This is a genomic window from Mesorhizobium sp. P3_B5, assembly GCF_056402815.1.
The window spans coordinates 170,483-194,260 of the sequence record NZ_JBFUGR010000009.1 but is presented as its reverse complement, the minus strand read 5'-3'; the positions used below and the strand labels follow the sequence as shown (position 1 = coordinate 194,260).

Annotated in this window: 25 protein-coding genes; 17 read left to right on the top strand and 8 right to left on the bottom strand. The window is 63.9% G+C overall.

What is annotated here, in order from left to right:
* Window position 1 precedes the first annotated feature (1 nt).
* The 4 genes from AC1DVW_RS22430 (at window position 2) to rsgA (ending at window position 3,371) form a co-directional block, all read left to right on the top strand.
* Complete coding sequence (locus AC1DVW_RS22430) at window positions 2–541, top strand: hypothetical protein (protein WP_477325958.1); 540 nt, start codon at window positions 2–4, stop codon at window positions 539–541.
* 47 nt (window positions 542–588) lie between these two features.
* Entirely contained in the window at window positions 589–1,173 is a 585-nt protein-coding gene (locus AC1DVW_RS22425) for a HupE/UreJ family protein (RefSeq protein ID WP_477325956.1), read from the top strand.
* A gap of 200 nt (window positions 1,174–1,373) precedes the next feature.
* Complete coding sequence (locus AC1DVW_RS22420; protein WP_477325954.1) at window positions 1,374–2,144, top strand: SDR family oxidoreductase; 771 nt, start codon at window positions 1,374–1,376, stop codon at window positions 2,142–2,144.
* A 189-nt stretch (window positions 2,145–2,333) separates the two neighbouring features.
* The gene (rsgA, locus tag AC1DVW_RS22415) at window positions 2,334–3,371 is read left to right on the top strand and encodes a ribosome small subunit-dependent GTPase A (protein ID WP_477325988.1); all 1,038 of its coding nucleotides are present in this window, start codon (window positions 2,334–2,336) and stop codon (window positions 3,369–3,371) included.
* 24 nt (window positions 3,372–3,395) lie between these two features.
* On the opposite strand, the gene AC1DVW_RS22410 is transcribed toward rsgA, so the two are convergent.
* Window positions 3,396–3,929 (bottom strand): sterol desaturase family protein, encoded by a 534-nt coding sequence (locus tag AC1DVW_RS22410; RefSeq protein ID WP_477325952.1) that lies wholly within the window; start codon window positions 3,927–3,929, stop codon window positions 3,396–3,398.
* Window positions 3,930–4,123: 194 nt separating this feature from the next.
* On the opposite strand from AC1DVW_RS22410, the gene AC1DVW_RS22405 reads away from it, so the two are divergent.
* On the top strand, window positions 4,124–4,594 hold the full coding sequence (locus AC1DVW_RS22405; protein WP_477325951.1) for an NUDIX hydrolase: 471 nt from the start codon (window positions 4,124–4,126) through the stop codon (window positions 4,592–4,594).
* Window positions 4,595–4,693: 99 nt separating this feature from the next.
* Window positions 4,694–5,476 (top strand): SDR family oxidoreductase, encoded by a 783-nt coding sequence (locus tag AC1DVW_RS22400; RefSeq protein WP_477325949.1) that lies wholly within the window; start codon window positions 4,694–4,696, stop codon window positions 5,474–5,476.
* Window positions 5,477–5,502: 26 nt separating this feature from the next.
* On the opposite strand, the gene AC1DVW_RS22395 is transcribed toward AC1DVW_RS22400, so the two are convergent.
* The 5 genes from AC1DVW_RS22395 to AC1DVW_RS22375 all read right to left on the bottom strand — a co-directional run bounded on the left by AC1DVW_RS22395 (window position 5,503) and on the right by AC1DVW_RS22375 (window position 10,025).
* Entirely contained in the window at window positions 5,503–5,943 is a 441-nt protein-coding gene (locus tag AC1DVW_RS22395; protein WP_477325947.1) for a hypothetical protein, read from the bottom strand.
* A 197-nt stretch (window positions 5,944–6,140) separates the two neighbouring features.
* Window positions 6,141–6,557, bottom strand: a complete 417-nt coding sequence (locus AC1DVW_RS22390; RefSeq protein ID WP_477325945.1) for a hypothetical protein — start codon at window positions 6,555–6,557, stop codon at window positions 6,141–6,143.
* Between the two features lie 121 nt (window positions 6,558–6,678).
* Window positions 6,679–7,647 (bottom strand): hypothetical protein, encoded by a 969-nt coding sequence (locus AC1DVW_RS22385; protein WP_477325943.1) that lies wholly within the window; start codon window positions 7,645–7,647, stop codon window positions 6,679–6,681.
* A 106-nt stretch (window positions 7,648–7,753) separates the two neighbouring features.
* Window positions 7,754–9,247 carry a helicase HerA domain-containing protein gene (locus tag AC1DVW_RS22380; protein ID WP_477249143.1) on the bottom strand — a complete coding sequence of 498 codons (1,494 nt, stop codon included), beginning with the start codon at window positions 9,245–9,247 and terminating at the stop codon, window positions 7,754–7,756.
* 136 nt (window positions 9,248–9,383) lie between these two features.
* Window positions 9,384–10,025 carry a glutathione S-transferase family protein gene (locus tag AC1DVW_RS22375; protein WP_477249145.1) on the bottom strand — a complete coding sequence of 214 codons (642 nt, stop codon included), beginning with the start codon at window positions 10,023–10,025 and terminating at the stop codon, window positions 9,384–9,386.
* A gap of 172 nt (window positions 10,026–10,197) precedes the next feature.
* Between AC1DVW_RS22375 and AC1DVW_RS22370 the strand changes: the two genes are divergently transcribed.
* Window positions 10,198–10,428, top strand: a complete 231-nt coding sequence (locus tag AC1DVW_RS22370) for a hypothetical protein (protein ID WP_477249146.1) — start codon at window positions 10,198–10,200, stop codon at window positions 10,426–10,428.
* Between the two features lie 82 nt (window positions 10,429–10,510).
* On the top strand, window positions 10,511–10,777 hold the full coding sequence (locus tag AC1DVW_RS22365) for a DUF982 domain-containing protein (protein ID WP_477325941.1): 267 nt from the start codon (window positions 10,511–10,513) through the stop codon (window positions 10,775–10,777).
* Window positions 10,778–10,798: 21 nt separating this feature from the next.
* Here the strand turns inward: AC1DVW_RS22365 and AC1DVW_RS22360 are convergent, their stop codons facing one another.
* The gene (locus AC1DVW_RS22360) at window positions 10,799–11,284 is read right to left on the bottom strand and encodes a hypothetical protein (protein ID WP_477325939.1); all 486 of its coding nucleotides are present in this window, start codon (window positions 11,282–11,284) and stop codon (window positions 10,799–10,801) included.
* Window positions 11,285–11,516: 232 nt separating this feature from the next.
* Between AC1DVW_RS22360 and AC1DVW_RS22355 the strand changes: the two genes are divergently transcribed.
* The gene (locus AC1DVW_RS22355) at window positions 11,517–11,882 is read left to right on the top strand and encodes a RidA family protein (protein ID WP_477325937.1); all 366 of its coding nucleotides are present in this window, start codon (window positions 11,517–11,519) and stop codon (window positions 11,880–11,882) included.
* 27 nt (window positions 11,883–11,909) lie between these two features.
* The gene (locus AC1DVW_RS22350) at window positions 11,910–13,136 is read left to right on the top strand and encodes an amidohydrolase/deacetylase family metallohydrolase (protein ID WP_477325935.1); all 1,227 of its coding nucleotides are present in this window, start codon (window positions 11,910–11,912) and stop codon (window positions 13,134–13,136) included.
* A 151-nt stretch (window positions 13,137–13,287) separates the two neighbouring features.
* Here the strand turns inward: AC1DVW_RS22350 and AC1DVW_RS22345 are convergent, their stop codons facing one another.
* Window positions 13,288–15,078, bottom strand: a complete 1,791-nt coding sequence (locus tag AC1DVW_RS22345) for an NAD(P)-binding domain-containing protein (RefSeq protein WP_477325933.1) — start codon at window positions 15,076–15,078, stop codon at window positions 13,288–13,290.
* On the opposite strand from AC1DVW_RS22345, the gene AC1DVW_RS22340 reads away from it, so the two are divergent.
* The 7 genes from AC1DVW_RS22340 to AC1DVW_RS22310 are packed head-to-tail and all read left to right on the top strand — an operon-like array spanning window position 15,068 to window position 23,755.
* Complete coding sequence (locus AC1DVW_RS22340) at window positions 15,068–15,646, top strand: potassium-transporting ATPase subunit F (protein WP_477325931.1); 579 nt, start codon at window positions 15,068–15,070, stop codon at window positions 15,644–15,646. The genes AC1DVW_RS22345 and AC1DVW_RS22340 overlap by 11 nt on opposite strands.
* Before the next feature lie 34 nt (window positions 15,647–15,680).
* Window positions 15,681–17,384, top strand: coding sequence for a potassium-transporting ATPase subunit KdpA (gene kdpA, locus AC1DVW_RS22335; protein ID WP_477325929.1), 1,704 nt, complete (start codon window positions 15,681–15,683; stop codon window positions 17,382–17,384).
* A 7-nt stretch (window positions 17,385–17,391) separates the two neighbouring features.
* Window positions 17,392–17,601, top strand: coding sequence for a hypothetical protein (locus AC1DVW_RS22330; protein ID WP_477249159.1), 210 nt, complete (start codon window positions 17,392–17,394; stop codon window positions 17,599–17,601).
* Complete coding sequence (gene kdpB / locus AC1DVW_RS22325) at window positions 17,598–19,691, top strand: potassium-transporting ATPase subunit KdpB (protein ID WP_477325927.1); 2,094 nt, start codon at window positions 17,598–17,600, stop codon at window positions 19,689–19,691. The genes AC1DVW_RS22330 and kdpB overlap by 4 nt, the downstream gene beginning before the upstream one ends.
* Before the next feature lie 12 nt (window positions 19,692–19,703).
* The gene (gene kdpC / locus AC1DVW_RS22320) at window positions 19,704–20,270 is read left to right on the top strand and encodes a potassium-transporting ATPase subunit KdpC (protein WP_477271377.1); all 567 of its coding nucleotides are present in this window, start codon (window positions 19,704–19,706) and stop codon (window positions 20,268–20,270) included.
* A gap of 60 nt (window positions 20,271–20,330) precedes the next feature.
* Complete coding sequence (locus AC1DVW_RS22315) at window positions 20,331–23,066, top strand: DUF4118 domain-containing protein (protein ID WP_477325926.1); 2,736 nt, start codon at window positions 20,331–20,333, stop codon at window positions 23,064–23,066.
* Entirely contained in the window at window positions 23,063–23,755 is a 693-nt protein-coding gene (locus AC1DVW_RS22310; RefSeq protein WP_477325924.1) for a response regulator transcription factor, read from the top strand. Before AC1DVW_RS22315 ends, AC1DVW_RS22310 begins: the two co-directional genes overlap by 4 nt.
* Window positions 23,756–23,778 lie beyond the last annotated feature (23 nt).

The window sequence follows — 23,778 nt, the reverse complement described above, 5'->3', positions numbered from 1 at the left end:
CATGCACGAGGATCATCATCACCACGGCCACGACCATGGCGACGGCCACCACCATGGGCCGAATGGTCACCACCATCATCCGCACCCTGTCGGCCACAACGGACCGGCCGGCAAGCCGTTGCAATGGCAGACGCCGCATCTGCCGCACGACCACGCGCCCGAACCCGCCGACCCCAGGACGACGGATCTCGACCTCGTCGAGATCGCCTTTCTCGAAGGATTTTCGCGGGCGCCGGATCCGTCCAGTTTCCTGCGCCTCGCCGGAATTCCCTTTGTCGGCGAAACCGCCGACGGCTTGCGGCTGCATCTTCTGCGCGTCGAGACGCAAGACATGGTCGACGTCGGCGCCGTCATGCCACTGATCGGTGGCGCCGGCGTGACCTATCACCCGCTGCCCGCGAAACTGGCGTCACGACGGCGGCGCCTGGCCTTCGTCTATCATGACGGCGCCGGGCAAAGGCCTCTCGATTTTGGCCAGGCCAGGCTTCTTGCCGACCGATCCGGGGCCGCGCAATTCGCCATGCCGGGATCCGGACAATGAGCCCCGGCTTCCAACCGACCAAACCCCTTTCAAACAGGTCCAGAACGATGAAAACAACGCTTTCCAGGCTTGCCCTGACCGTCGCAGCAGTGCTCACGCCATCCCTGGCTTTCGCGCATAGCGGCGGCTTCCATGTCCACGGCTTTGTGAGCGGCTTCGAGCACCCGCTGGCCGGCATCGACCATCTGCTTGCCATGATGGCTGTCGGCATCTTTGCCGCCCGGACCGGCGGCAAGGCCATCATCGTCGTGCCGTCATGTTTTGTCGCGGCGATGATCGCCGGCGCCTTGCTCGGCATCGCCGGGATCGGCTTGCCGTCGCTCGAGTCCGGCATCGCCCTGTCGCTGGTGGTGTTCGGCGCCATGATGGCGCTCGCAAAACCTTTGCCGTTTGTCACTGCAGCGGCGCTGGCCGCCCTCTTCGGGCTTTTCCACGGCAATGCCCACGGCCTCGAAATTCCCGAGACGGCCAGCGGCATCGCCTACGCGATCGGCTTCGTGGTCGCCACTTCGGCCCTGCACGCGACCGGTGCGCTGGCCGCCATGACGCTTCGGCGCTGGCCGGGCGCCATCCGCACGGCGGGCATCGGCACCTCGTTGGTCGGCGTCGCACTGGCGGCACAAATCATCTGAACGGGCAGAGACATCAGCGAGCAAAAGGAGGGGGAAGGCATGATCAAGCGACTGACCGTTTGGCAGCGCATTCGAAACATGCTGTACCAGATCCTGAAGATCCGGGCCGAGCGGCTCTGATCGCATCCGCCAGAGATCAAACCTGCGACCGGGTTCATGCCGGTCGCGGGCATTTCTGTGCACAATGAGGCTCGCCCGACATGAGCATTTTCGACCGATTTTCCTTGGCCGGACGCGTGGCGCTGATCACCGGAGGCGGGCGTGGGCTCGGCTTCGAGATCGCGCGTGCCTTTGCCGAGGCCGGCGCCCATGTGGTTGTCACCGGACGCACCGCTGCAACGCTCGACAGTGCCGTCGCCGCCATTGCCGAGGGCGGCGGCAGTGCACAGGCAGCGACCTTCGACATGGCCGACATACAGGCAGGCCGCGCCGTGATCGCCGATATCCGCAAGACCCACGGCCGGCTCGATATTCTCGTCAACAATGTCGGTGCCCGTGACAGGCGGCCGCTCGCCGCCTTCGGCGACGACGAGATCCTCGACCTGATCCGGACCGATCTCCTGTCAGCGATCTCGCTGTCGCGCGACGCGGCGGAAATCATGAAGGCGCAAGGTCATGGCCGATTGATCGCGGTGACCTCGATCTCCGGCGAGATGGCACGGTCCGGCGATGCCATTTATCCCGCCGCCAAGCAGGGGCTGACCGGCCTGATGCGCAGCATGGCCGTCGAGTATGGCGCGCGCGGGGTGACGAGCAACGCCATCGCGCCGGGAATGTTCGCAACCGAGACCAACGCCGCGCTTGCCGAAAATCCCGACATGCTCGCCTTCGCCCGCCAGCGGGTTCCGCTGCAGCGCTGGGGACAGCCGCAGGAAATCGCCGGCGCCGCCCTCTTCCTTGCCAGCGAAGCGGCTTCCTTCGTCAACGGCCATGTTCTGACCGTGGATGGCGGAATGTCGGTGCAGATGTGACGATCGTCGGGCAGCGAAGACGCCCGATTCCTCCGGCCCTCAGCTCAACCATCCAAACCCGGCCTTCTCCGCGAAATGCTTGCCAAACCCCGCCATGCCGCCCATACAGCGGCTGGGGCAGCTCGGCCGTCCCCAGAGGCTCTCGTTCGCGCTCATTTGCCAAGGATACTGACCGATGTCTGCGACGCCCTGGTCAAAACCGTGACGGATCCCGCCTCAATCTCCCTTGCAAGCCTGGGCTGGACGGATTTTTTCGGCGACCAGCTTGAACCGCATGAGAAAAACCTCGTCCCGACGCGCATCGCCACGGTGCACCGTGACCGGCTGACCGGCCTGTCTCAGACAGGGTCAACGGATCTGACGCTGCCGGCCAATGCCAACACCGGCGACTACGCCGTCGGCGACTGGGTGCTTGTCGAGCCCCAAAACCATCTGCTGCACCGCCGGCTGACCCGCAAGACGGTGCTGGAGCGCCGCACCCAGGGTGGCAGGACCCCGCAGCTGGCGGCGGCCAATGTCGACACGCTGTTCATCGTCACCTCCTGCAATGCCGACTTCAACATCGCCCGGCTCGAGCGCTATCTGGCGCTGGCCAACGAGGCCGGAACGACGCCGGTGATCCTGCTGACCAAGGCCGATACGGCCGAAGACGCCGAGGTGTATCAAAAGCAGGCTACGGCACTTCAGCGCGGACTGGCCGTGGTGATGCTAAACCCTCGTACATCAGATGCCGCAACCGCTCTCGCCGCCTGGTGCGGCGCGGGGCAGACGGTGGCGCTGGTCGGCTCCTCCGGCGTCGGCAAATCGACGCTGGTCAACACGCTGGCCGGATCGGCGCAGCAATTGCCGCAACAGACCGCCGGCATTCGCGAACACGATGCCAAGGGACGCCACACCACCACCGCGCGATCACTGCACGCCATTGCCGGCGGCGGCTGGGTAATCGACGCGCCGGGAATGCGCACGCTGCAGGTCAGCGACGTCGCCTATGGCATCGACACGCTGTTTGCCGAAATCACCGAGCTTGCCCCGCTTTGCAAGTTCCGCGACTGCACCCATGTCCACGAACCGGGCTGCGCGGTGCAGGCTGCGCTGAAGGCTGGAACGCTCGATCCGGAGCGCCTTGCCCGCTGGCGCAAACTGTCCGACGAAAACCAGCACAACACGCCGGTCCAAAGCGGGCCTCGTGGAGCCAAATCTCCCGGCGGTCGTGGAAAGCGGCGCTGACCGGCCGAGGCACGCCCGCTGGCTTCAGAGCTTAGCTGTACCGAATACCCTGTCCCAGAAGGCTGACGTCACGCCGAAATTGACCGTCTCGTCGACATGGTGATGCACGGCATGGCGGCGCTTGAGCGTGTAGAGATAGCTCGGATGGGTGGGGTGCCAGTGATGAATGATGTGGTGGGTGCTGATGTACCAGAGGTACCCCAGCATCAGCCCGCAGCTTACAGCGCTTGCCGTTGCGAAACCTGACACCATCCATACCGGGAAAAACACGATCAGCCCATGCACCCCGAGGCTGAGCCAGGTCGGCGTGCCCACGGAACTGCGCTCCTCGACATGGTGACGATCGTGCAAATCCCTGATGTAGGGAATGTGGTGAAGGACGAACCTGTGCAGGAGATATTCGGTCAGCGTCCACAGACAGAGACAGGCGATGACCGTAGCTATCCAGCCGGGCGCATTGCTTTCGCCGGCCTCACGCAGCCCGGCGACCGCCAGCACGGCGATCACCAGCGGATAGACAACGAAGTCGCTATAGTAGCCGATAAGACCCAGTTGCATTGAGGACGCCCCGGCTAGTCTTTGGCACCGTAGATTCGCGGCTGCATCCAGATTGCCTATTCTCGGGTGGGGAGCAATACAGATACACCTGACATAAGGTCGCAATTGGTCGGCATAAGGAACGCATCCAGGGTTTGGTGACAATCCTCGGGCTGCTGCCCGTTGGAACCAGCTTCGCAAACGAGAGTATCGAAATGGTAAAACGCAGCGCGGGCTTGCTGATCTACCGTCGAGGCGATGGCGACCTTCGGGTGCTGCTGGTTCATCCCGGTGGACCGTTCTGGGCGAAGAAGGACGACGGTGCATGGTCGATACCGAAGGGCCTCGTCGGCGAGAACGAGGACGAGTTGTCGGCCGCGCAACGCGAGACCGCGGAAGAGCTCGGCCTCAAGGTCGATGGCCCCTTCACCCGCCTTGGCGACTACAGGCAACCGGGCGGCAAGATCGTCATCGCCTGGTCGGTCGAGGCGCGTATCGACATCGATGTGGCCACCATCAAGAGCAACAGCTTCACCATGGAATGGCCCCCGCGGTCTGGATCGATGAAGGAATTTCCGGAGGTCGACAGGGCGGGCTGGTTCAGCTTGGCCGAGGCCGCCGTCAAGATTCTTGCGGGGCAGCGCCCGATGCTGACGGATCTCGCGGAGCAGCTGGGCGTCGAGTGACCTTCCCCTTGTGGCCGCCCACCGAGAACCGCGCCGGCGCGATTGACTAGCGTGACCTGTCATTCGATATCTGGAAAAATAGAAACTCCAGGAGGAGGAATGGAGGTTCGGCTCGACAACAAGGTGGTGCTGGTCACCGGCGCCACGCAAGGCATCGGCCGTGCGATAGCGGAAACGCTTGCGCATAGCGGCGCCGGCGGCCTGCTGATTTCTGGCCGCGAACCAACGCGCGGCAACGCGGTGGCGGCTGAGCTTTCACAGATCGGCACGCCAGCTATTTTCGTCGCCGCTGACCTGGCGGACCCTGAGGCACCGGCGCTGCTGGCGGCGGAATGCGTGAGCCGCTTCGGCCGCATCGACGGGCTGGTCAACGCCGCGGGCCTGACCGACCGTGCTTCCTTCGTCGATGCCGGTCTCGACGACTGGGCGTCGCTCTTTGCCGTCAACGCGCGCGCGCCGTTCTTCCTGATGCAGGCGGCCATCGCCGACATGAAGAAGCGCGGTCAGCGCGGCGCCATCGTCAACATCCTGTCGATCAACGCCCATTGCGGCTCGCCCGAGCTTGCCGTCTACTCCGCCACCAAGGGCGCACTGGCGACACTGACCAAGAACGCCGCCAATGCCCATCGCTTCGACCGCATCCGCGTCAACGGCATCAATGTCGGCTGGACCGACACGCCGGCCGAACGCATCATGCAGGCCGAAACGCTGGGCAACGGTCCGGGCTGGATCGACACGGCCAACGCCGCGCAACCTTTCGGCCGGCTGCTGACGCCAAACGACATCGCCAACCTCGCCGTCTTCCTGCTTTCCGACGCAGCCGGGCCGATGACCGGCGCCGTGATCGACCAGGAGCAGTCGGTGATCGGGGCGAATCGGTAAACGCGCCCTCTAGATCGGCCCGGCCCTTACTTCAACGAAATCGCCATGCCGCTGAGATCGGCGTTGACCTGCAGGCCGACCTGCCTGCCCGTGAGTTCGAGCTGGGCGCCCCTGTCATTGGTCATCACGATCACCTGCGCGCCCTTGCCGAGCGCGCCGCCACCGCCCGCCGCCCCGTAAACCCCGGTCGCATCCCGGACCCGGCTGATATGGCGCACGGTGCCCCGGAAATAGGTCTTGGAAACCCCAAAGGCGAAGCCGCCCGAGACGGCGCCGACCGAGATGGGATAGGTACGGCCATGGAAGGTCAGCGTGCCCTCGCCTCCGGAGCCGCCAATGAAGAAGGCCGCCTTGTAGACGGCAAAGCGGATCGTGCCGCTGTCGGCATGCGCAGCACTTGCAGCACTGACAGCACCTGCGGCGATGACGGCAACCGCGAGCGAACGAAAGCTGGACGAAATGGTCATGATGCGAGCTCCACAAGATCGCCGCTTACCCAACAGGCAGGGCTCGTCGGCGTCGAATCAAACTTGAACAATTTAGAGCGGGATTTGGTTCCAGCGGCCTGAAGCTGGTTGAGAGAAGGTCGCCACGAGACCGATGGCAAGCTCTCCCGTCGATTGGCAGCCGGAAGGTGTTGCGGTCCGATCGACGGCCACTGCAGCTACACAGACACGGAAATCCCCAGGCGCTCGAAAAAACCCATCACGGGCTCGGCAAACCTTAGAGCTGTCAAGACGATCAGCGAAATCCAGCAGAAGGTCACCAGTGACGCTGCGGCTATCTGAAGGTGCTGTGTGCCCCTGGGACGAAAGATTGCGCGTCCGGTCCACAGCAACATCCGCCATAAATCGAACAAGCCCGGGATGATCTTGCTCGCGAAGATCATCGAAACCATGAGGCTGAAAATCAGCCCGAAGGGTGTCTTCGTGAAACCAGCAACCTGTCGCCAAAAGATCACGGCCACCATCGTAGCGAGCGTCATCCCCAAAGTCTGGAGGAGGAGAGCCTTGGCAAGGCTCCGAAACCGCTGTGTGCGGTCGTTGTGCCACTTTACTGTTTCAGGAAATCTCTGAAGCACTGCAAAGGCCCCTCAACGCAATGCTCAGACGCCTACCACCTCGCGAGAAGTTGAACCAGCTTGTTTCAGTTTGGCTGGATCCTGCGCCAACCTCGAAGCGTCTATCAGGCGCTTCGGGAGTTCACGGCCCCGTGCAAATCGGCAGCGGCTGCGGCGGCGCTGGCGGATGATCCTTCTTGTATTGGGCGATCATCGGCTCGAGGGTCTTCCGCGGCCAGAATTTCGGTGCGCCGATTTCCTTGAGGCAGGATGCGTTCCAATAGGCGCCTGACTTCGCTGCGGCGATGTCACGCGATTCCGGGTAGATGTAGAGCGTCGTCGGGTTGTTCTTCACCATCGAGATCATCTGCTCGGCATCCGCCGGCGACCAGCTGGTGCAGCCATTGCTGCGACCGCCGGCGTAGTCCACCAGCTTGCCGTAAGGCACGAAACCGTCATGGTCGGCGTAGGAACTGTTGGTTTTCTTGCGCAGGCACATTCCCTTGAGCAGCCGGGCCGCATGGCCGCCGATCACCCGCTGCCTGGCGTTGCCGGCTTCGCCTTCGCCGTCGAACTGGATGAAGGTGCGCAGCAACACCGCGTCCTGTTTCGCGCCGGTGCGGTAATAGCCTTTGAACGAGGTTTTCGCCTCGCTGGTCATATAGGCGCCGCCGGCCGTCAATGACGAGTCCAGCGCATTGCCGAAGTTTTTCGCGCAGCGTTTTCCGTTCGAGAAATCGACGACGCCTTTCAGATTCCGGCCGCCGCCATGGCCCGACGAAATCGCGCGAAACGACTGGCTGGCTTCGCAGATGACGTAATAGCGGCGCCCCAGCACGCTGTTGCCGAGATCGCCTGGGCGCGTCGCGTCCATGGCGAAGTAGCAGGGGTTCCTGACCGCGCCCTGGCTCACCTTTTTCAGGTAAAGCGCGCGTGCCCTGTCCAGCACCACTTGTGCGATCTGGCCTTCGCCTACGCCGACATGCGCCTGCAGCCAGGCGGGAACTGCAGATGGCGCGGCAAAGGATCGGGCCGACAGCGTCAAGGCGATGGCGACAACAGCCAGGCCGAGGATACTGGCGATAGCCAGCGGGACAGATCTCAACCGCACCGGAGCAACCCTCCTGCCCAAACCGTTCTGCGATCCCTTCGGTGTTACCGCGAATCGATCATAAATGCCTTCGCGCCAATCGGCGATGAACATCTTCTTGAGCGCATCACACCGCCAACTGCCCCGCCTCCTCGGCATTGGGGTCGCCAGGTGCCGTTGCCCAGGCGAGTTCGACCAGCGTCACGGTGCGCCGGCCGAGGCCGTCAAGCTGGCAGACGATCAGGCCCTGCTCCTCGATATAGGTCAGCAGGCGCCGGGCGCGGCGCAGCGAGTGGGAGCCATAGGCGCGGGCAATCGCGGCATCGCTCGGGCAGGGCCAGCCCTCCTTCGCCGCACGCGCGATCATCATGAACACGCCTTGCATATCCTCGGGCAGCAGCGAGGCGCGCACCGAGACATCCTGCCAGGCATCGTCGCCGGCCATATCGGAGCCGAGCCCGGCGCGGGCGCGTGTGAGCATGCGGCGGAACTCCGGCAGCGCCGGCACGACCGAGGCGAGGCCTTCGATCCGGCAACGGACCACGAACTCCTGGTAAAGCACGCCGAGCACTCGAAACCCTGCGTCGGGTTCCGCCAGCACGGCGCGCAAAACACGGTCCATCCGCTCACGCCGCTCCGCCAGATCCTCGGCGCTGATCGGCGCCTCCACCACTTCGGGACGGATTTCCCGCGTCGCCGATTTCGCCGCCATCAGCTGATCGAGCAGATCCGGCGACGAACGGCGCTGCGGCCGGACAGTTTCCGGCGGCGGCGCCGCCAGGATGATGGCGCGGGCGTCCTCCAGCGCTGCTTCCGGCATCGCCATCAGCCGCGGGGTGCCATTGCGCGGGTGGGTATCGGTCGGACCGATGCGCAAGCCGAGCGGACGGCGCGACAGCGCCGGGCCGAGCGCCATGAAATGCCCGCGCTCCAAATCGCGAAACGCCTCCGCCTGCCGCCGTTCCATGCCGAGAAGGTCGGCGGCGCGCGCCATGTCGATATCCAGAAAGGTTCGGCCCATGAGGAAGTTGGACGCCTCGGCGGCGACGTTCTTGGCGAGCTTGGCCAAGCGCTGGGTGGCGATGATGCCGGCAAGCCCGCGTTTGCGGCCACGGCACATCAAATTGGTCATGGCGCCGAGCGAGAGTTTGCGCGCCTCGTCCGACACCTCGCCGGCCACCGCCGGCGCAAACAATTGCGCCTCGTCCACCACCACCAGCATCGGGTACCAGTGGTCGCGGGCGACCTCGAAAAGCCCGCCGAGAAAAGCGGCGGCGCGCCGCATCTGGTTCTCGGCGTCGAGCCCTTCAAGGTTGAGCACCGTGGAGACGCGATGCATGCGCGCCCGCTCGCCGGCGCTCTGCAGGCCGCGCTCGGTATGGTCCTCGGCATCGATCACCAAATGGCCGAAACGGTCACCCAGCGAGACGAAGTCGCCCTCGGGGTCGATGATGGTCTGCTGCACCCAGGGCGCGCTCTGCTCCAAGAGCCTGCGCAAAAGATGCGATTTGCCGGAGCCGGAATTGCCCTGCACCAACAGGCGGGTCGCCAGCAGCTCCTCAAGATCCAGGGTCGCCGGGGCGCCTGCGCTCGTCTGTCCCATCTCGATCGCAACGGTCATGGCCGACTCTCCTTGGAGAGAGGGCTTATCAACCTGACCGCGGCCCGTCGAGCGGGCGATCACCGCCCGCCCGGTGTTCCACACCTATGCTGCCAAAGCGCCACACCTCAGCCTGCCTACCCCAAGGGAAGGTGCATCAAGCCGGCTTCACCGGCGGCAAAAGCGGCGCCTTCAGCCCGTCGAAGGGATCGCGCCAGGTGTCGATGTCTTCGAGCCGGCGATACCAGGCGAAGATGGAGGGATAATCACCCAGCGGCAGGCCGGCGACATCGTTGAAGGGCAGAAAGGTCGCCATGCGGAAATCGGCATAGGAGAGCGAAGTGCCGACCAGCCATTGCCGTTGGGAAAGCTCCGCCTCGAGGATTGCTGCCGCCCTGCGGAATTCTTCCATTCCCTCTTCGATCTTGCCCGGATCGATCGGGCCAAGTCCATAGCGCTGCTTGGTGCCGCGCTCGAAATGCACGGTGTCGCAAGCCCTGACGAAGCTCCCCTTGCCCCAGCTCAGCCATCGGATCATGTCGGGTTCGTCGTCGCCGCTGCGCCAGAAATCCGAATGCGCGCCGCGTGAAAGCCGGCAGGCTATGGCGTCGGCCTCCCAGAGGCTGCCCCACGGACCTGCCAGTATGGGCAATGCAAGATTGGGATTGAGCGGCCGAAACCGCTCGGCCTGCCCCGGCGCCATGGGTGCGGCGAACTCAAACTCAACCTTCGCCTTGAGCGTGCGCGCCACCGCGACCGCAAGGCGAGGATTGGGATTGCGGCTGAAGAACAGTTTCATCTCGATGCCGGTGCTGGATGGTATCGGCTCGACCTTATCGTCCCTTCATCGACTGAACAAATTTGGCGGCAGCGTGTCGGCAATCGCTCTGGTCGGACCACCATTCCGCTGGCGCAATCCGCCGTTCGGCGTATCATTCAAATAGGGGAGGGTTCATGGCAGGAGGAGGCCAATGAACGTCGTGCCGAGGGTGGCTGTCGTTGACCTGACAGCCCAACAACTTGTTTCATCTGCGCTTTCAAAATTCCGCGCCGGCGACACCATATCGACCAGGGCAACACTGGACGCCGTCCGCCGCAGTGCTCCGGCTTGCGGCGACAGCGACGACGAATTGGTCGAACTGATCGTCATGACGGCAATTGGTAGGACCATGGGTGTCGTGTTCGACCATCGGTCCCGATAGCTTTATTTGGCCCGACAGCTTTACCTGGAACGAATACCCCGATTGGGCCGTTCGACCTGAGTAGAGTTCAGGAGTTGGCGTAATGCGTGATGAACAGTTCGACATTTCCGTGACGATCGAGGGCGAGCAGGCCGGACTTCCCCTGACAGTGACCGGGACAGTCCAGGCCGCCTCGCTGCTGGTCGACAACTGGCCGGATGACAGCCGCGGGCCAAAATACCGGTCGGCCTTGAAAGCCCAGATGGATGCGATGGAGCAGCGGCGTGCGGTTGGCACGGCGCGACGCGCATTCAGCGCCGCCGCACGCGAGGCCAGCATGTTCGTGCGTGAAGGCCTGCCAAGCGGCTGACCTGCCGGGACCGGTGCGCGTTTAGCTGCCCAGCGGATGCGGCATGTAGCCGACAAAGCCTGCTATCTTCCAGCGATCAGCCACTTTCGTGCAGAAATAGAGCGTCTGCCATTTCAACTTGTCGACTGTGCCGTCGGCTTTGGCGATGGAGCCGTTGAACTTTTTGTGCAGCACCGCACGGTCGCCATCGACATCGATGTCGCGCATGTTGGTGACCCGGAAAATCGCCTCGCGCAGCGGTTCGGCAAACTCTGTCGCCGCCGTCTCCTTGGCCTGGCGCAGCCACTCGTCGCGATAGGCCGTCAGCGTCGGGAACTGCAGCCGCCACGCGTCCGCGTCGCTGAGGAAATGCGCGTGCATGCCAAAGAAGCTGGCGGCAAGGAAATCATCCTCGACCATCGACCAGTCCTGGCTGATGAAAGCATCGATGTCGCGCCGCACCAGCATCTCCCAAAGCGCGTGACGATCGGCATCGCCGGCCGGAAACGGGTTCTTGTCGTAGGTCATTCCTGGTCTCTCCTGTCCGGCAATGCGGCAGCCGCCTCACGGTCCATGCCCCGCGAGTGCGATCGGCCGGCGGCGGGCAAAATGCTGTGCCGCTTGTCGTAAAGCAACACGCATTTCGAAAAATGTTGCTTGCTTGCAAGGGCTCTATGAGGATTGTGTGGAGAGGCGTAGAGGGTCCGGAAGAAACGGGATCGCAGGCGTCCCGACAATTTCTGAACAGGAGGCCACCCCTTTGCCCAAACAGTGTTTTGGAACATCCCATGTCCCGCTCTCCCCGGCCGTCCGTGCCGGCGATTTCGTCTATGTCTCCGGCCAGGTGCCGGTCGGCAGCGATGGCCTGGTGGTCAACGGCGGCATCGTTGAGCAGACCGAACAGGTGCTCTCCAATGTGACGGCCGCACTGGCGCTGGCCGGCTGCACCCTGGACGATGTGGTCAAGACCACGGTCTGGCTTGAGGATGCGCGCGATTTCGGCGCCTTCAACACCGTCTATGCCAGGCATTTTCCCAGGAATCCGCCGGCCCGCACCACCGTCGAATCGCGGCTGATGATCGACATCAAGATCGAGGTCGAGGCCGTCGCCTACAGACCGGTCTGACGGGACGACGCAAGGGAGCTGGCGCCGATGCAATTCGATCTCCTCATAAAAGGCGGCCGGCTCATCGATCCGGCCTCGGGCCTCGACGGACAGCGCGACGTTGCCATCGCCAATGGCCGCATCGCCGCGATCGAAGCCGCCATCGATGCCGAACACGCCACACGAGTCGTCGATGCGAGAGATTGCATCGTCACGCCTGGCCTCATCGACCTGCACAGCCATGTCTATTGGGGCGGCACCTCGCTCGGCGTCGACGCCGACCGCCTCGCCGCCAAGAGCGGCACCACCACCTTCATCGATGCTGGCAGTGCCGGCGCCGGCAATTTCCTCGGCTTTCGTCGCCATGTCATCGAGCGCTCGAAGGTCCGCATCCTCGCCTACGTCAACATCTCCTTTGCCGGCATTTTTGGGTTCTCGCAGACCGTGTCGGTCGGCGAGTGCAGCGACCTCAGGCTCTGCGAGCCGCGCGAGGTGGTCGCGGCGGTGCGCGAGCACGCCGATGTCGTCGTCGGCGTGAAAGTCCGCTCCGGCAAGCATGCCGGCGGCACCAGCGGCATCGCGCCGGTCGACCTCGCGCTGGAGGCCGCCGACAAAGCGGGCATGCCGCTGATGGCGCATATTGACGAGCCGCCGCCCGGCCGCTCGGAAGTGCTGCCGCGCCTGCGCAAGGGCGATATCCTCACCCACTGTTTCCGGCCGTTTCCCAACGCGCCGGTCTTCGCCTCGGGTGCGGTGCGGCCGGACATGCATCTGGCACGCGAACGCGGCGTCATTTTCGACATCGGCCACGGCATGGGCTCGTTCGACTTCGAGGTCGCCAAAGCGATGCTCAAGGAGGGGCTGGCGCCCGACGTGATCTCGAGCGACGTGCACCTCTACTGCGTCGACGGTCCCGCCTTCGACATCCTTGTCTGCATGTCGAAACTGCTGGCGCTCGGCATGCCGCTGGTCGAAGTCCTGCGCGCCGCCACGCAGCGGCCGGCAGAGGCGATCGCAAGACCCGATCTCGGCACGCTGGCGGTTGGTTCGGTCGGCGACGTCGCGGTGTTGCGGCTGGCTTCGGGTCGCTTCACCTTCGTCGATGCGGTGGGTGCCTCACTGGTTGCCGAGCAGCGGCTGATCTCGGAAGGCATCGCCATCGGCGGCACCTGGTGGCCGAACGAGACGCCTGACCATAATGAGACCGAGCGCTTTGAGCCGCATGCGCAGCATACGCATGTCGAGGTTGCGGCCAGGCATTTCGGGCGTGGGTGATCTCCCTCGAGGGGGAGATGTCGCCGAAGGCGACAGAGGGGGTCGCCGCGCGTGCAGCGCCAACCTCCATCTGTTGCAAGAGGCCGAGCCCAGTCGGACCAACCCCCTCTGGCCTACCGGCCATCTCCCCCTCGAGGGGGGAGATCGAGCTTCACCGCCCTGCGTTACTCGGTGCCCCATACACCGGCGTCGCAATGCCCTCCATCCGTGCCTTGATCTGCAGCGCCACATACTTCGAGTAAAACCGCGACAGCGCCAGATTGCCGCCCTGGAACCACAGTGCTTCCTGTGCCGTCGGCTTCCACATGTTGCGCAATTCGCCTTGCCATGGCCCCGGATCGCCCCTCACGCCCGAGCCAATCCCCCAGCACGGACCGACCTTGTCGGCGACCTCGCGCGAGACGATCGCGGCAACCGTCTCGTTCATCGATTGATAGCCGGTGCAGGAGATGATCGCGTCCGCCACCAGCTCGGTGCCATCGTCGAAGAGGATCCCGGTCGGCGTCAGCGACTTGATCGCCACGCCGCTGCGAACACCGATCTCGCCGCCGATGATCAATTCCGAGGCGCCGACATCGATGTAGAAACCCGAGCCGGTGCGGTAGGCCTTCATCAAAAGGCCGGTCTCGTCCTCGCCGAAATCGATGGCGAAGCCCGCGCCGCGGAGCCGGTCATAGAACGTCGCATCGCGCGCCTTGATGATTTCGTACAGCGCCCTCTGGCCTTTCGGCAGCAGCGCAAACGGCGTCGAGGCGACGATCATGTCGGCCTTCTCGGTCGTGATGCCGCGCGCCAGCGCCTTTTCCGAAAATATCTCGAAGCCGACCTCCATCAGCGTGTCCGACTTGACCACCGTCGTCGGCGAGCGCTGGACCATCGTCACCTTGGCGCCGCTCTCCCACAGGTCGACGCTGACATCATGGCCAGAGCTTGCCGCGCCGATGACGGCGACCCGCTTACCACGGAATTTCTCGCCGCTGGAATACTGGCTGGAATGCAGCAACTCGCCCTTGAACTGTTCCGCACCCGGCAGATCGATCTGTCGCGGCGGACCGTAGGCGCCGGTGGCGAAGACGATGTGCTTCGGCTTCAACGTGATGCGCCGGCCGACGCGCTCCACCTCGACGGTCCAGACCTTCTCCGCCTCGTCATATCTGGCGCTGATGCACTTCGTCGCGACCCAGTAGTTGAGCTCCATGACGCGCGTGTACATCTCCAGCCAGTCGCCCATCTTGTCCTTGGGCGTGAACACCGGCCAGTTTTCCGGGAACGGAATGTAGGGCAGATGGTCGTACCAGACCGGATCGTGCAGCACGAGCGAGCGATAGCGGTTGCGCCAGGAATCGCCTGGCCGGGCATTCCTCTCGATGACGATCGTGGGCACGCCCAGTTGCCGCAGCCGCGCCCCCAGCATGATGCCGCCCTGGCCGCCGCCGATGACCAGGCAATAGGGCTGTTCGCTGGCGCCGAGGTCACGCGTCTCGCGCGCCCTCGCCTCCGACCAGGTCTCGCGGTCCGGATCGGCCTTGTGGCGCACACCGAGCGGTCGCGCGGGCCCCTTGCGCTCCTCAAATCCCTTGAGATCGCTCATCGCCGTGAATAGCGTCCGGCAGCGGCCGTCCTGCAAACGCATCAGGCCCTGGCCATGCGCCGATGACGTCTCGAAGGTAAACCAGGCTTCTATCGTGCCTTCGTCCGAAGTGGCCTCGCCGGCGAGTTGCCAGGCGGTCGGTTTGGTCGTCGCCAGCGTCGCCTTGAGCATGTCGCGGATCGCAGCGTGGCCTTCCATGGTCTTTATGTTCCAGGTGAAGGCTAAGAGATCGCGCCAATAGCAGTCCTCGACGAACAGCCCGGTCACCGCCGTGGCGTCGCCCGCTTCGAGCGCCCGCGCAAAGGCGGAGAGCCATGTCGCCGCCTGTTTCGATGGTGCCATGTCGAGCATCTGGTCTTCCCTCATCCTGCACGCCGCACGCGGCAGAAATCCCGACCTCTCGGTCCTTCTCTGCCGTTCGTCGACCCCTACCATAATGGCGATAATCCGCTCGCAACAACCCCGAAGCCTGGCGTGCGGATTGCGATCAAATGTCCGACATATCGCCATCAGGCGGAGCGAGGCCCGGCCCCCCGCGTCGGAAATCTTTATAGGAATTTTATATCTTTCCTCTGCGCCCCGTCTCGAACCTTTATGGAGATCGGGTCCATATTCCATGACGAGCAAAACGCTCCCGGCGCCGTCACTGATCAAGCTACGGCGAGCCTCTTTCATGGAATTTCGGCCCTGCCGATTGCAGAGCCAAGTACAAAGCCGAAGTAAGGAACAGCACAATGGACGTCATTGTCATCGGGATAGGCGTTTTGTTTTTCGCCCTGTCCTTCGCCTACGTCAAAGCCTGCGACAGAATTTGAGCGGGGATCCAAAAATGCTTGTCGATTATATCCTTGGCGGCGGTGTGACCTTGTTCCTCCTCGCCTACCTGACTTACGCCCTCGTTCGTCCAGAACGCTTCTGACAGCACCTGGTACCAGGCACGGAAAGCACCTTCAATGACTCTCAACGGATGGCTCCAGATCCTCGTTTATTGCGGGATCATCATTTTGCTGGTGAAGCCGCTCGGCGGCTACATGCACCGCATCTTCACCGGCGAACGCACATTGCTTTCGCCGCTTTTTGGCCCGCTTGAGCGCGGGCTTTATCGCATTTCGGGAACCAGCGAGCGCGAGGAGCAGCACTGGACCGGCTATGCGGCGGCCCTGCTGTTCTTCAACCTGGCCGGTTTCCTGGTGCTCTATGCCTTGCAGCGGCTGCAGGGCAGCCTGCCCTACAATCCCGCCGGCATGGCCGCCGTCGAGCCTGGGCTCGCCTTCAACACCGCCGCCAGCTTCATGACCAACACCAACTGGCAGAACTACGGCGGCGAAAGCACAATGTCCTATCTCGTGCAGATGGCCGGCTTCACCGTGCAGAACTTCCTGTCGGCGGCAACCGGCATCGCCATCGCCATCGCGCTGATCCGTGGCTTTGCCCGGGCATCGGGCAAATCGATCGGCAATTTCTGGGTCGATATGACCCGCTCCACCCTCTATCTGCTGTTGCCGTTCTGTATCGTCCTGACGCTGGTCTATGTCTGGCTCGGCATGCCGCAGACGCTCGGCGCCTATGTCAACACGACGACGCTCGAGGGCGCCCAGCAGACGATCGCGGTCGGACCGGTCGCCTCGCAAATCGCCATCAAGATGCTCGGCACCAATGGCGGTGGCTTCTTCAACGCCAACGCCGCCCACCCGTTCGAAAATCCCGATGCGATCTCCAACCTGATCCAGATGGTGACGATCTTTGCCATCGGTGCGGCGCTGACCAATGTTTTCGGCCGCATGATCGGCAACCAGCGCCAGGGCTGGGCGATCCTCGCCGCCATGGGCGTCATGTTCATCGCCGGCGTCGCCATCTGCTATTGGGCGGAAGCCGCCGGCAACCCGCTGGTCCATGCGCTTGGCATCGACGGCGGCAACATGGAAGGCAAGGAGAGCCGCTTCGGCATCGCTTTGTCGGCGCTGTTCGCGGTCATCACCACGGCCGCGTCCTGCGGTGCGGTCAACGCCATGCACGGCTCCTTCACCGCGCTGGGCGGCATGATCCCGATCATCAACATGCAGCTCGGCGAAGTCATCGTCGGCGGTGTCGGCGCCGGCCTCTATGGCATCCTGATGTACATCGTCGTCGCCGTCTTCGTCGCCGGACTGATGGTCGGCCGCACGCCCGAATATCTCGGCAAGAAGATCGAGGCCAAGGAGGTCAAGATGGCAATGCTCGCCATCCTCTGCCTGCCGCTGGCGATGCTGATCTTCACGGCCGTCGCCGTGGTGCTGCCGACAGGCGTTGCCTCGATGGGCAATTCCGGCCCGCACGGCTTCTCCGAGGTTCTCTATGCCTACACGTCGGCGGCCGCCAACAATGGCTCGGCCTTTGGCGGCCTGACCGGCAACACGCCCTGGTACAACATGACCATCGGCATCGGCATGCTGATGGGTCGCTTCCTGGTCATCATTCCGGCCCTCGCCATAGCCGGCTCGCTGGTGGCGAAGAAGACGGTTCCGGCCTCCGCCGGCACCTTCCCGACCGACGGTCCGCTGTTCGTCGGGCTGCTGGTCGGCGTCATCCTGATCGTCGGCGGCCTGACCTTCTTCCCGGCTCTGGCCGTCGGACCGATCGTCGAACATCTGGCCGGCATCCATGGGCAGACCTTCTGAGACCGTCATGGGCTGGTTCAACATCATGCGCCGCAAGGCTCGGCCCCGAGCCGACAATGCGGGGGAGGCAACTCCCCCTCCCTTCCCGACCGTGTCCACGTTCCTCGGCCTGGCGGCAGTCATGATCGTGATCTGGCTGCTGGTCTACGGGCCGCCCTTTTCGGCATCCGATCGACCGGTGCCGTCCAACAACAGCGAAGCCGGAGCTTCAAAATGAGTCACTCAAAATCGGCCAGCATCATGGATGCCCGCATCCTGTGGCCCGCCATCGGCGGCGCCTTCAGGAAACTGAACCCGCGCACCTTGAGCAAAAATCCGGTGATGTTCGTCGTCGCCGTCGTCTCGGCGCTCACCACCGTGCTCTTCATCAAGGACCTCGTCACCGGCGGTGGCGATCTCGGCTTCTCGCTGCAGATCATCATCTGGCTGTGGTTCACCGTGCTGTTCGCCAATTTCGCCGAAGCGGTCGCCGAAGGCCGCGGGAAGGCGCAGGCGGATTCTCTGCGCAAGGCGCGCACCGAGACCCAGGCCAAGCTGCTGACCGGCGAGGACCGCACAAAATTCAAGCTGGTGCCCGGCACCAGCCTGAAGGTTGGCGACGCGGTTCTGGTCGAAGCCGGCGACATCATCCCCTCGGACGGTGAAGTGATCGAAGGTGTCGCCTCGGTCAACGAGGCGGCGATAACAGGTGAATCGGCGCCGGTCATCCGCGAATCCGGCGGCGACCGTTCGGCCGTCACCGGCGGCACGCAGGTGCTGTCCGACTGGATTCGCGTGCGCATCACTGCCGCCTCCGGGCATACTTTCCTCGACCGCATGATCTCGCTGGTCGAAGGGGCCTCGCGCCAGAAGACGCCGAACGAAATCGCGCTCAACATCCTGCTCGTCGGCATGACGCTGATCTTCGTGCTGGCCACCGCGACCATCCCGAGCTTCGCCTCCTATTCGGGCGGCTACATCTCGGTGACCGTGCTTGTCGCTTTGTTCGTCACTCTGATCCCGACCACCATCGGCGCGCTGCTGTCGGCCATCGGCATTGCCGGCATGGATCGCCTGGTGCGCTTCAATGTGCTGGCCATGTCCGGCCGCGCCGTCGAGGCCGCCGGCGACGTCGACACGCTGCTGCTCGACAAGACCGGCACCATCACGCTTGGCAATCGCCAGGCGACGGAGTTCCGCCCGGTCAAGGGCGTCACTGAACAGGAACTGGCCGACGCCGCCCAGCTTGCCTCGCTCGCCGACGAGACCCCTGAGGGACGCTCGATCGTCGTGCTGGCCAAGGAAAAATACGCCATCCGCGCCCGCGACATGGCGACATTGCACGCCACCTTCGTGCCCTTCACCGCGCAGACCCGCATGAGCGGCGTCGACGTCGATGGCTCGTCGGTGCGCAAGGGCGCGGTCGACTCGGTGCTCGCTTTTGTCAATCAGTCGACGGTCGCCACCCATGGCACACGTCCCGGCAGCGACACCGTGCGCGACCTGCAGGCCATCGCCGACGAGATCGCCAAGTCCGGTGGCACGCCGCTGGCGGTGGAGCGCGACGGCCGCCTGCTCGGCGTCGTCCACCTCAAGGACATCGTCAAGGGCGGCATTCGCGAACGCTTTGCCGAACTGCGCAAGATGGGCATCCGCACGGTGATGATCACCGGCGACAATCCGATGACGGCGGCGGCGATCGCGGCCGAAGCCGGCGTCGACGATTTCCTCGCCCAGGCGACGCCGGAGGACAAGCTGAAGCTGATCCGCGACGAACAGGCCAAGGGCAAGCTGGTCGCCATGTGCGGTGACGGCACCAACGATGCGCCCGCACTTGCCCAGGCCGATGTCGGCGTCGCCATGAACACCGGCACGGTCGCCGCCCGCGAAGCCGGCAACATGGTCGACCTCGACAGCGACCCGACCAAGCTGATCGAGATCGTCGAGATCGGCAAGGCGCTGCTGATGACGCGTGGTTCGTTGACGACCTTCTCCATCGCCAACGACGTGGCCAAATACTTTGCCATCATCCCCGCCATGTTCGCCGTTTTCTACATCGCGCCGGGGCACACCACCGGCCCGTTGGAAGCTCTCAACATCATGCATCTGGCAACGCCGCAGAGCGCCATTCTCTCGGCCATCATCTTCAACGCGCTGATCATCATCGCGCTGATTCCGCTGTCGCTGAAAGGCGTCAAATACCGCGCCATCGGCGCCGGCGCACTGCTCAGCCGCAACCTGCTCGTCTACGGCCTCGGTGGCATCATCGTTCCGTTCGTCGGCATCAAGGCGATCGACATGGCCATCACCGCGCTTGGCCTCGCATAAGGAATTACATTCATGCTCAAGCAAATTAGACCCGCGATCGTCATGATCGTCTTCTTCACCGTCCTGACCGGCCTGGTCTATCCCCTGGGGATGACCGGCATCGCCCAGGCTCTGTTCCCGCATCAGGCGAATGGCAGCCTGATCGAGAAGGACGGTAAGGTCATCGGCTCCGAACTGATCGGCCAGGGCTTCGCCAGCGACAAGTATTTCCATGGCCGGCCTTCGGCTGCCGGGGACGGCTACAACGCCGCCGCCTCCGGCGGCACCAACCTCGGCCCGACCAACCCCAAACTGATCGACCGCATCAAGGGCGACGCCGAAAAATTGAAGGCGGAAAATCCGAACCAGCCGGTGCCGATGGATCTGGTCACGACCTCTGGCAGCGGGCTGGACCCGCATATCAGTCCGGAAGCGGCCTACTTCCAGGTCGCCCGGGTGGCCAAGGCCAGGGGTGTCGACGAGGCTAAGGTCAAGACGCTGGTCGACAGCAACATCGAGGATCGCGAACTCGGCTTCATGGGCGAGCCGGTGGTGAACGTGTTGGCGCTCAACCTTGCGCTGGACGCCGCGAAAGAGTGAATGGTACCAGCCGGGGATCGACAGCATCCCCGGCGCCATTCATGATCGACAAGAATGCCAATGCCGGAAGATAGACGCAACGAAACCAGACCTTCTCCGGACGCGCTGCTTGATCATGCGGAGCGGGAGGCGCGCGGTCGCCTGAGGATATTTCTGGGCGCGGCACCGGGCGTCGGCAAGACCTACGAAATGTTGATGTCGGGCCGCGCCAGGCTGGCCGACGGCATCGACGTGGTGATCGGCATCGTCGAGACGCACGGCCGCAAGGAAACCCTGGCGCTGGTCGAGGGCTACGAGGTCATCCCGCGCCAGAAAGTCGACTACAAGGGCCGCATCCTCGAAGAGATGGATATCGATGCTATCCTCGCCCGGCGCCCTGCTCTCGTTCTTGTCGACGAGCTCGCCCACACCAATGCGCCGGGCAGCCGCCATCCCAAGCGCTACCTCGACGTCCAGGAAATCCTGACGCACGGCATCGACGTCTACACGACGCTCAACATCCAGCATGTCGAAAGCCTGAACGACGTCGTGGCGCAGATCACCCGCGTCAGGGTCCGCGAGACGGTCCCGGACTCCATCATCGATCAGGCCGACGACGTCGAGATCATCGACCTCACCCCCGACGACCTGATCAAGCGGCTCGAAGAGGGCAAGGTCTATTTCCCCAACACTGCCCAGCGCGCGATCGAGAACTATTTCTCGCCCGGCAATTTGACGGCGCTGAGAGAACTGGCGCTGCGCCGCACCGCCCAGCGCGTCGACGAGCAATTGCTGATCCATATGCAGGCCCATGCTATCCCCGGACCTTGGGCAGCCGGGGAAAGGGTTCTCGTCTGCGTCGACGCGCGTCCAGGCGGGGCCGCCCGCGTCCGCTATGCGCGCAGGCTGGCCGACCGGCTCCGTGCCCCGTGGACGGCGCTCAATGTCGATACGCCTCGCTCGGCCGCCATGTCCGAGGAGGACAAGGACCGATTGGCGACGCATTTGCGCCTTGCCGAGCAGCTCGGCGCCGAGGTGACGACCATTCCGGGTCAGAACGTCGCCCAGGACATCGTTCGCCACGCGACGGCGAACAACTTCACCCATATCGTCATCGGCAGGCCGACGCGATCGCGTTGGCGCGAACTGATCGAGGGCTCGCTCACCTACGATCTCATCCGCAATGCCGGCGACATCAGCGTCCATGTCATTTCGGGAACCGATCGAGGCAACGAGGCCAGCGCCAGGAGCGTCAAGGCGGCGGACGAGCAGTGGCAGTTCGATGTCTGGCCCTATCTCAAAGCGACGGCCTTCGTTGCTGGCTCGCTCGCCTTTGCCGTTCTGCTCGACCAGTTTCTCGACGTTCGCAATCTCGCGATCATCTTCCTCATCGGCGTGCTGGCATCGGCGGTGACCGGCGGTCTGTGGCCGGCCCTGTACGCCTGTCTCGTCAGCGCCCTTGCCTTCAACTACTTTTTCCTGGAGCCGCGCTACACGCTGACGATCCGGGATCCGGAGAGCATCGTCGCGCTCGCCGTCTTCCTCGTTGTTGCCGTCATCGCCAGCAATCTGACCGCGCGCGTACAGCGTCAGGCGGTCGCCGCCCGATCGCGGGCACGGGCGACGGAGGACATCTATCTCTTTTCAAAGAAGCTTGCTGGCGCCGGGACGCTCGACGACGTGCTCTGGGCCACCGCCTTCCAAATCGCCTCGATGCTGAAGCTGCGTGTGGTACTGCTCCTGCCGGAGGACGGAACGATCACCGTCAAGGCCGGCTATCCGCCCGACGACACGCTGGCCGAGGCCGACATCGCGGCCGCGCGCTGGGCCTGGGAGCACAACCGCGCCGCCGGGCGCGGCGCCGACACGCTGCCTGGTGCAAAACGCCTCTATCTGCCGTTGCGGACCGGGCGCACGGCGGTCGGTGTCATCGGCCTCGACAACGACAAGCAAGGCCCGTTGCTGACGCCCGAGCAGCAGCGGCTGCTCGATGCGCTCGCCGACCAGGCGGCTGTCGCCATCGAGCGTATTCAGCTCGTCGGCGACGTCGACCGGGCCAAGCTTGCGGCCGAGGCGGACCGCCTGCGCTCGGCGCTGCTGACCTCCATTTCCCATGATCTGAAAACGCCGCTTGCCGCCATCATGGGCGCGGCCGGCACGCTCCGCGAATTTGCGCCGGCTCTTCCTGAAGAAGACCGGGCAGAACTACTGTCGACCGTCCTCGACGAATCGGAACGGTTGAACCGCTTCATCGCCAATCTGCTCGACATGACCAAGATCGAATCCGGTGCCATGGAGCCCAACTATGCCTTCCATTACGTCGGCGACATTGTCGGTTCCGCGCTGCATCGGGCAAAGAAGATCATCTGCGAGCACAAGACCGAGATAGACATTCCCGCGGATCTGCCGATGTTGCGGCTCGACCCGGTGCTGTTCGAGCAGGTGCTGTTCAATCTTCTCGACAATGCCGCAAAATACGCGCCATCGGGCTCGACTATCCGGCTGCAGGGCTGGGTCGACAACGGGTCCGTCACCCTGCAGATCATGGATGAGGGACCGGGCATTCCCCCTGGCGATCTCGAACGCATCTTCGATACGTTCTACCGGGTGCGCAAAGGCGACCAGGTCCGCGCCGGCACCGGGCTTGGTTTGTCGATCTGCCGCGGCTTCATCGAGGCCATGGGCGGGACGATTGCGGCGGCAAACCGGACCGACCGCTCGGGTGCCGTTTTCACCATCCGAATGCCGGTGGCGGCGGAACTGCCCGATGTCGTCGACGCCAATGTTGATGACCAGGATGTGAGCGATTTGGCATGACCAATTCGAACGTCAGGATATTGGTCGTCGACGACGAGCCGCCAATCAGAAAACTGCTTCGCGTCGGCCTCGGCAGCCAAGGCTATGCGATCAGCGAGGCACCCAACGCCAAGGCCGCGATCGAGATCGTTGAGACGGACAGGCCGGACCTGATCCTGCTCGATCTCGGCCTGCCCGGCATGAGTGGCCACGACCTTTTGCGCAAATGGCGCGACGATGGCCTCGATATTCCGGTGGTCATCCTGTCCAGCCGCACCGACGAGGCCGGCATCGTCCAGGCTCTGGAGCTTGGCGCCGACGATTATGTCACCAAGCCGTTCGGGATGAACGAACTGGTCGCGCGCATTCGCGTGGCGCTCCGCCACAAATTCCAGCAGCAGGGCGAGAAGCCGGTGTTCCACACCGGTGACCTCACCGTCGATCTGGTCAAGCGCATCGTCAAGGTCGAGGGCAAGGAGATAAAACTGTCGCCGAAGGAATACGACATCCTGCGCATCCTGGTGCAGCATGCCGGCAAGGTGCTTACCCACCATTTTCTGCTGAAACAGGTGTGGGGCGATTCGACCGACGTGCAGTATCTCAGGGTCTATGTCCGCCAGCTCAGGCAGAAGATCGAAAAGACCCCCGACCAGCCGCGCTACATCACCACCGAAACCGGCGTCGGCTATCGCCTGCGCGAAGTCGAGTGAAGGCGAAGCACGTTGCTTTGTCG

Coding starts and splice junctions, on each gene's coding strand:
- AC1DVW_RS22430 (WP_477325958.1), top strand. CDS start 2: ATGCACGAGGATCATCATCACCACGGCCACGACCATGGCGACGGCCAC.
- AC1DVW_RS22425 (WP_477325956.1), top strand. CDS start 589: ATGAAAACAACGCTTTCCAGGCTTGCCCTGACCGTCGCAGCAGTGCTC.
- AC1DVW_RS22420 (WP_477325954.1), top strand. CDS start 1,374: ATGAGCATTTTCGACCGATTTTCCTTGGCCGGACGCGTGGCGCTGATC.
- AC1DVW_RS22410 (WP_477325952.1), bottom strand. CDS start 3,929: ATGCAACTGGGTCTTATCGGCTACTATAGCGACTTCGTTGTCTATCCG.
- AC1DVW_RS22405 (WP_477325951.1), top strand. CDS start 4,124: ATGGTAAAACGCAGCGCGGGCTTGCTGATCTACCGTCGAGGCGATGGC.
- AC1DVW_RS22400 (WP_477325949.1), top strand. CDS start 4,694: ATGGAGGTTCGGCTCGACAACAAGGTGGTGCTGGTCACCGGCGCCACG.
- AC1DVW_RS22395 (WP_477325947.1), bottom strand. CDS start 5,943: ATGACCATTTCGTCCAGCTTTCGTTCGCTCGCGGTTGCCGTCATCGCC.
- AC1DVW_RS22380 (WP_477249143.1), bottom strand. CDS start 9,247: ATGACCGTTGCGATCGAGATGGGACAGACGAGCGCAGGCGCCCCGGCG.
- AC1DVW_RS22375 (WP_477249145.1), bottom strand. CDS start 10,025: ATGAAACTGTTCTTCAGCCGCAATCCCAATCCTCGCCTTGCGGTCGCG.
- AC1DVW_RS22370 (WP_477249146.1), top strand. CDS start 10,198: ATGAACGTCGTGCCGAGGGTGGCTGTCGTTGACCTGACAGCCCAACAA.
- AC1DVW_RS22365 (WP_477325941.1), top strand. CDS start 10,511: ATGCGTGATGAACAGTTCGACATTTCCGTGACGATCGAGGGCGAGCAG.
- AC1DVW_RS22360 (WP_477325939.1), bottom strand. CDS start 11,284: ATGACCTACGACAAGAACCCGTTTCCGGCCGGCGATGCCGATCGTCAC.
- AC1DVW_RS22350 (WP_477325935.1), top strand. CDS start 11,910: ATGCAATTCGATCTCCTCATAAAAGGCGGCCGGCTCATCGATCCGGCC.
- AC1DVW_RS22340 (WP_477325931.1), top strand. CDS start 15,068: ATGTCGAGCATCTGGTCTTCCCTCATCCTGCACGCCGCACGCGGCAGA.
- AC1DVW_RS22345 (WP_477325933.1), bottom strand. CDS start 15,078: ATGCTCGACATGGCACCATCGAAACAGGCGGCGACATGGCTCTCCGCC.
- kdpA (WP_477325929.1), top strand. CDS start 15,681: ATGACTCTCAACGGATGGCTCCAGATCCTCGTTTATTGCGGGATCATC.
- AC1DVW_RS22330 (WP_477249159.1), top strand. CDS start 17,392: ATGGGCTGGTTCAACATCATGCGCCGCAAGGCTCGGCCCCGAGCCGAC.
- kdpB (WP_477325927.1), top strand. CDS start 17,598: ATGAGTCACTCAAAATCGGCCAGCATCATGGATGCCCGCATCCTGTGG.
- kdpC (WP_477271377.1), top strand. CDS start 19,704: ATGCTCAAGCAAATTAGACCCGCGATCGTCATGATCGTCTTCTTCACC.
- AC1DVW_RS22315 (WP_477325926.1), top strand. CDS start 20,331: ATGCCGGAAGATAGACGCAACGAAACCAGACCTTCTCCGGACGCGCTG.
- AC1DVW_RS22310 (WP_477325924.1), top strand. CDS start 23,063: ATGACCAATTCGAACGTCAGGATATTGGTCGTCGACGACGAGCCGCCA.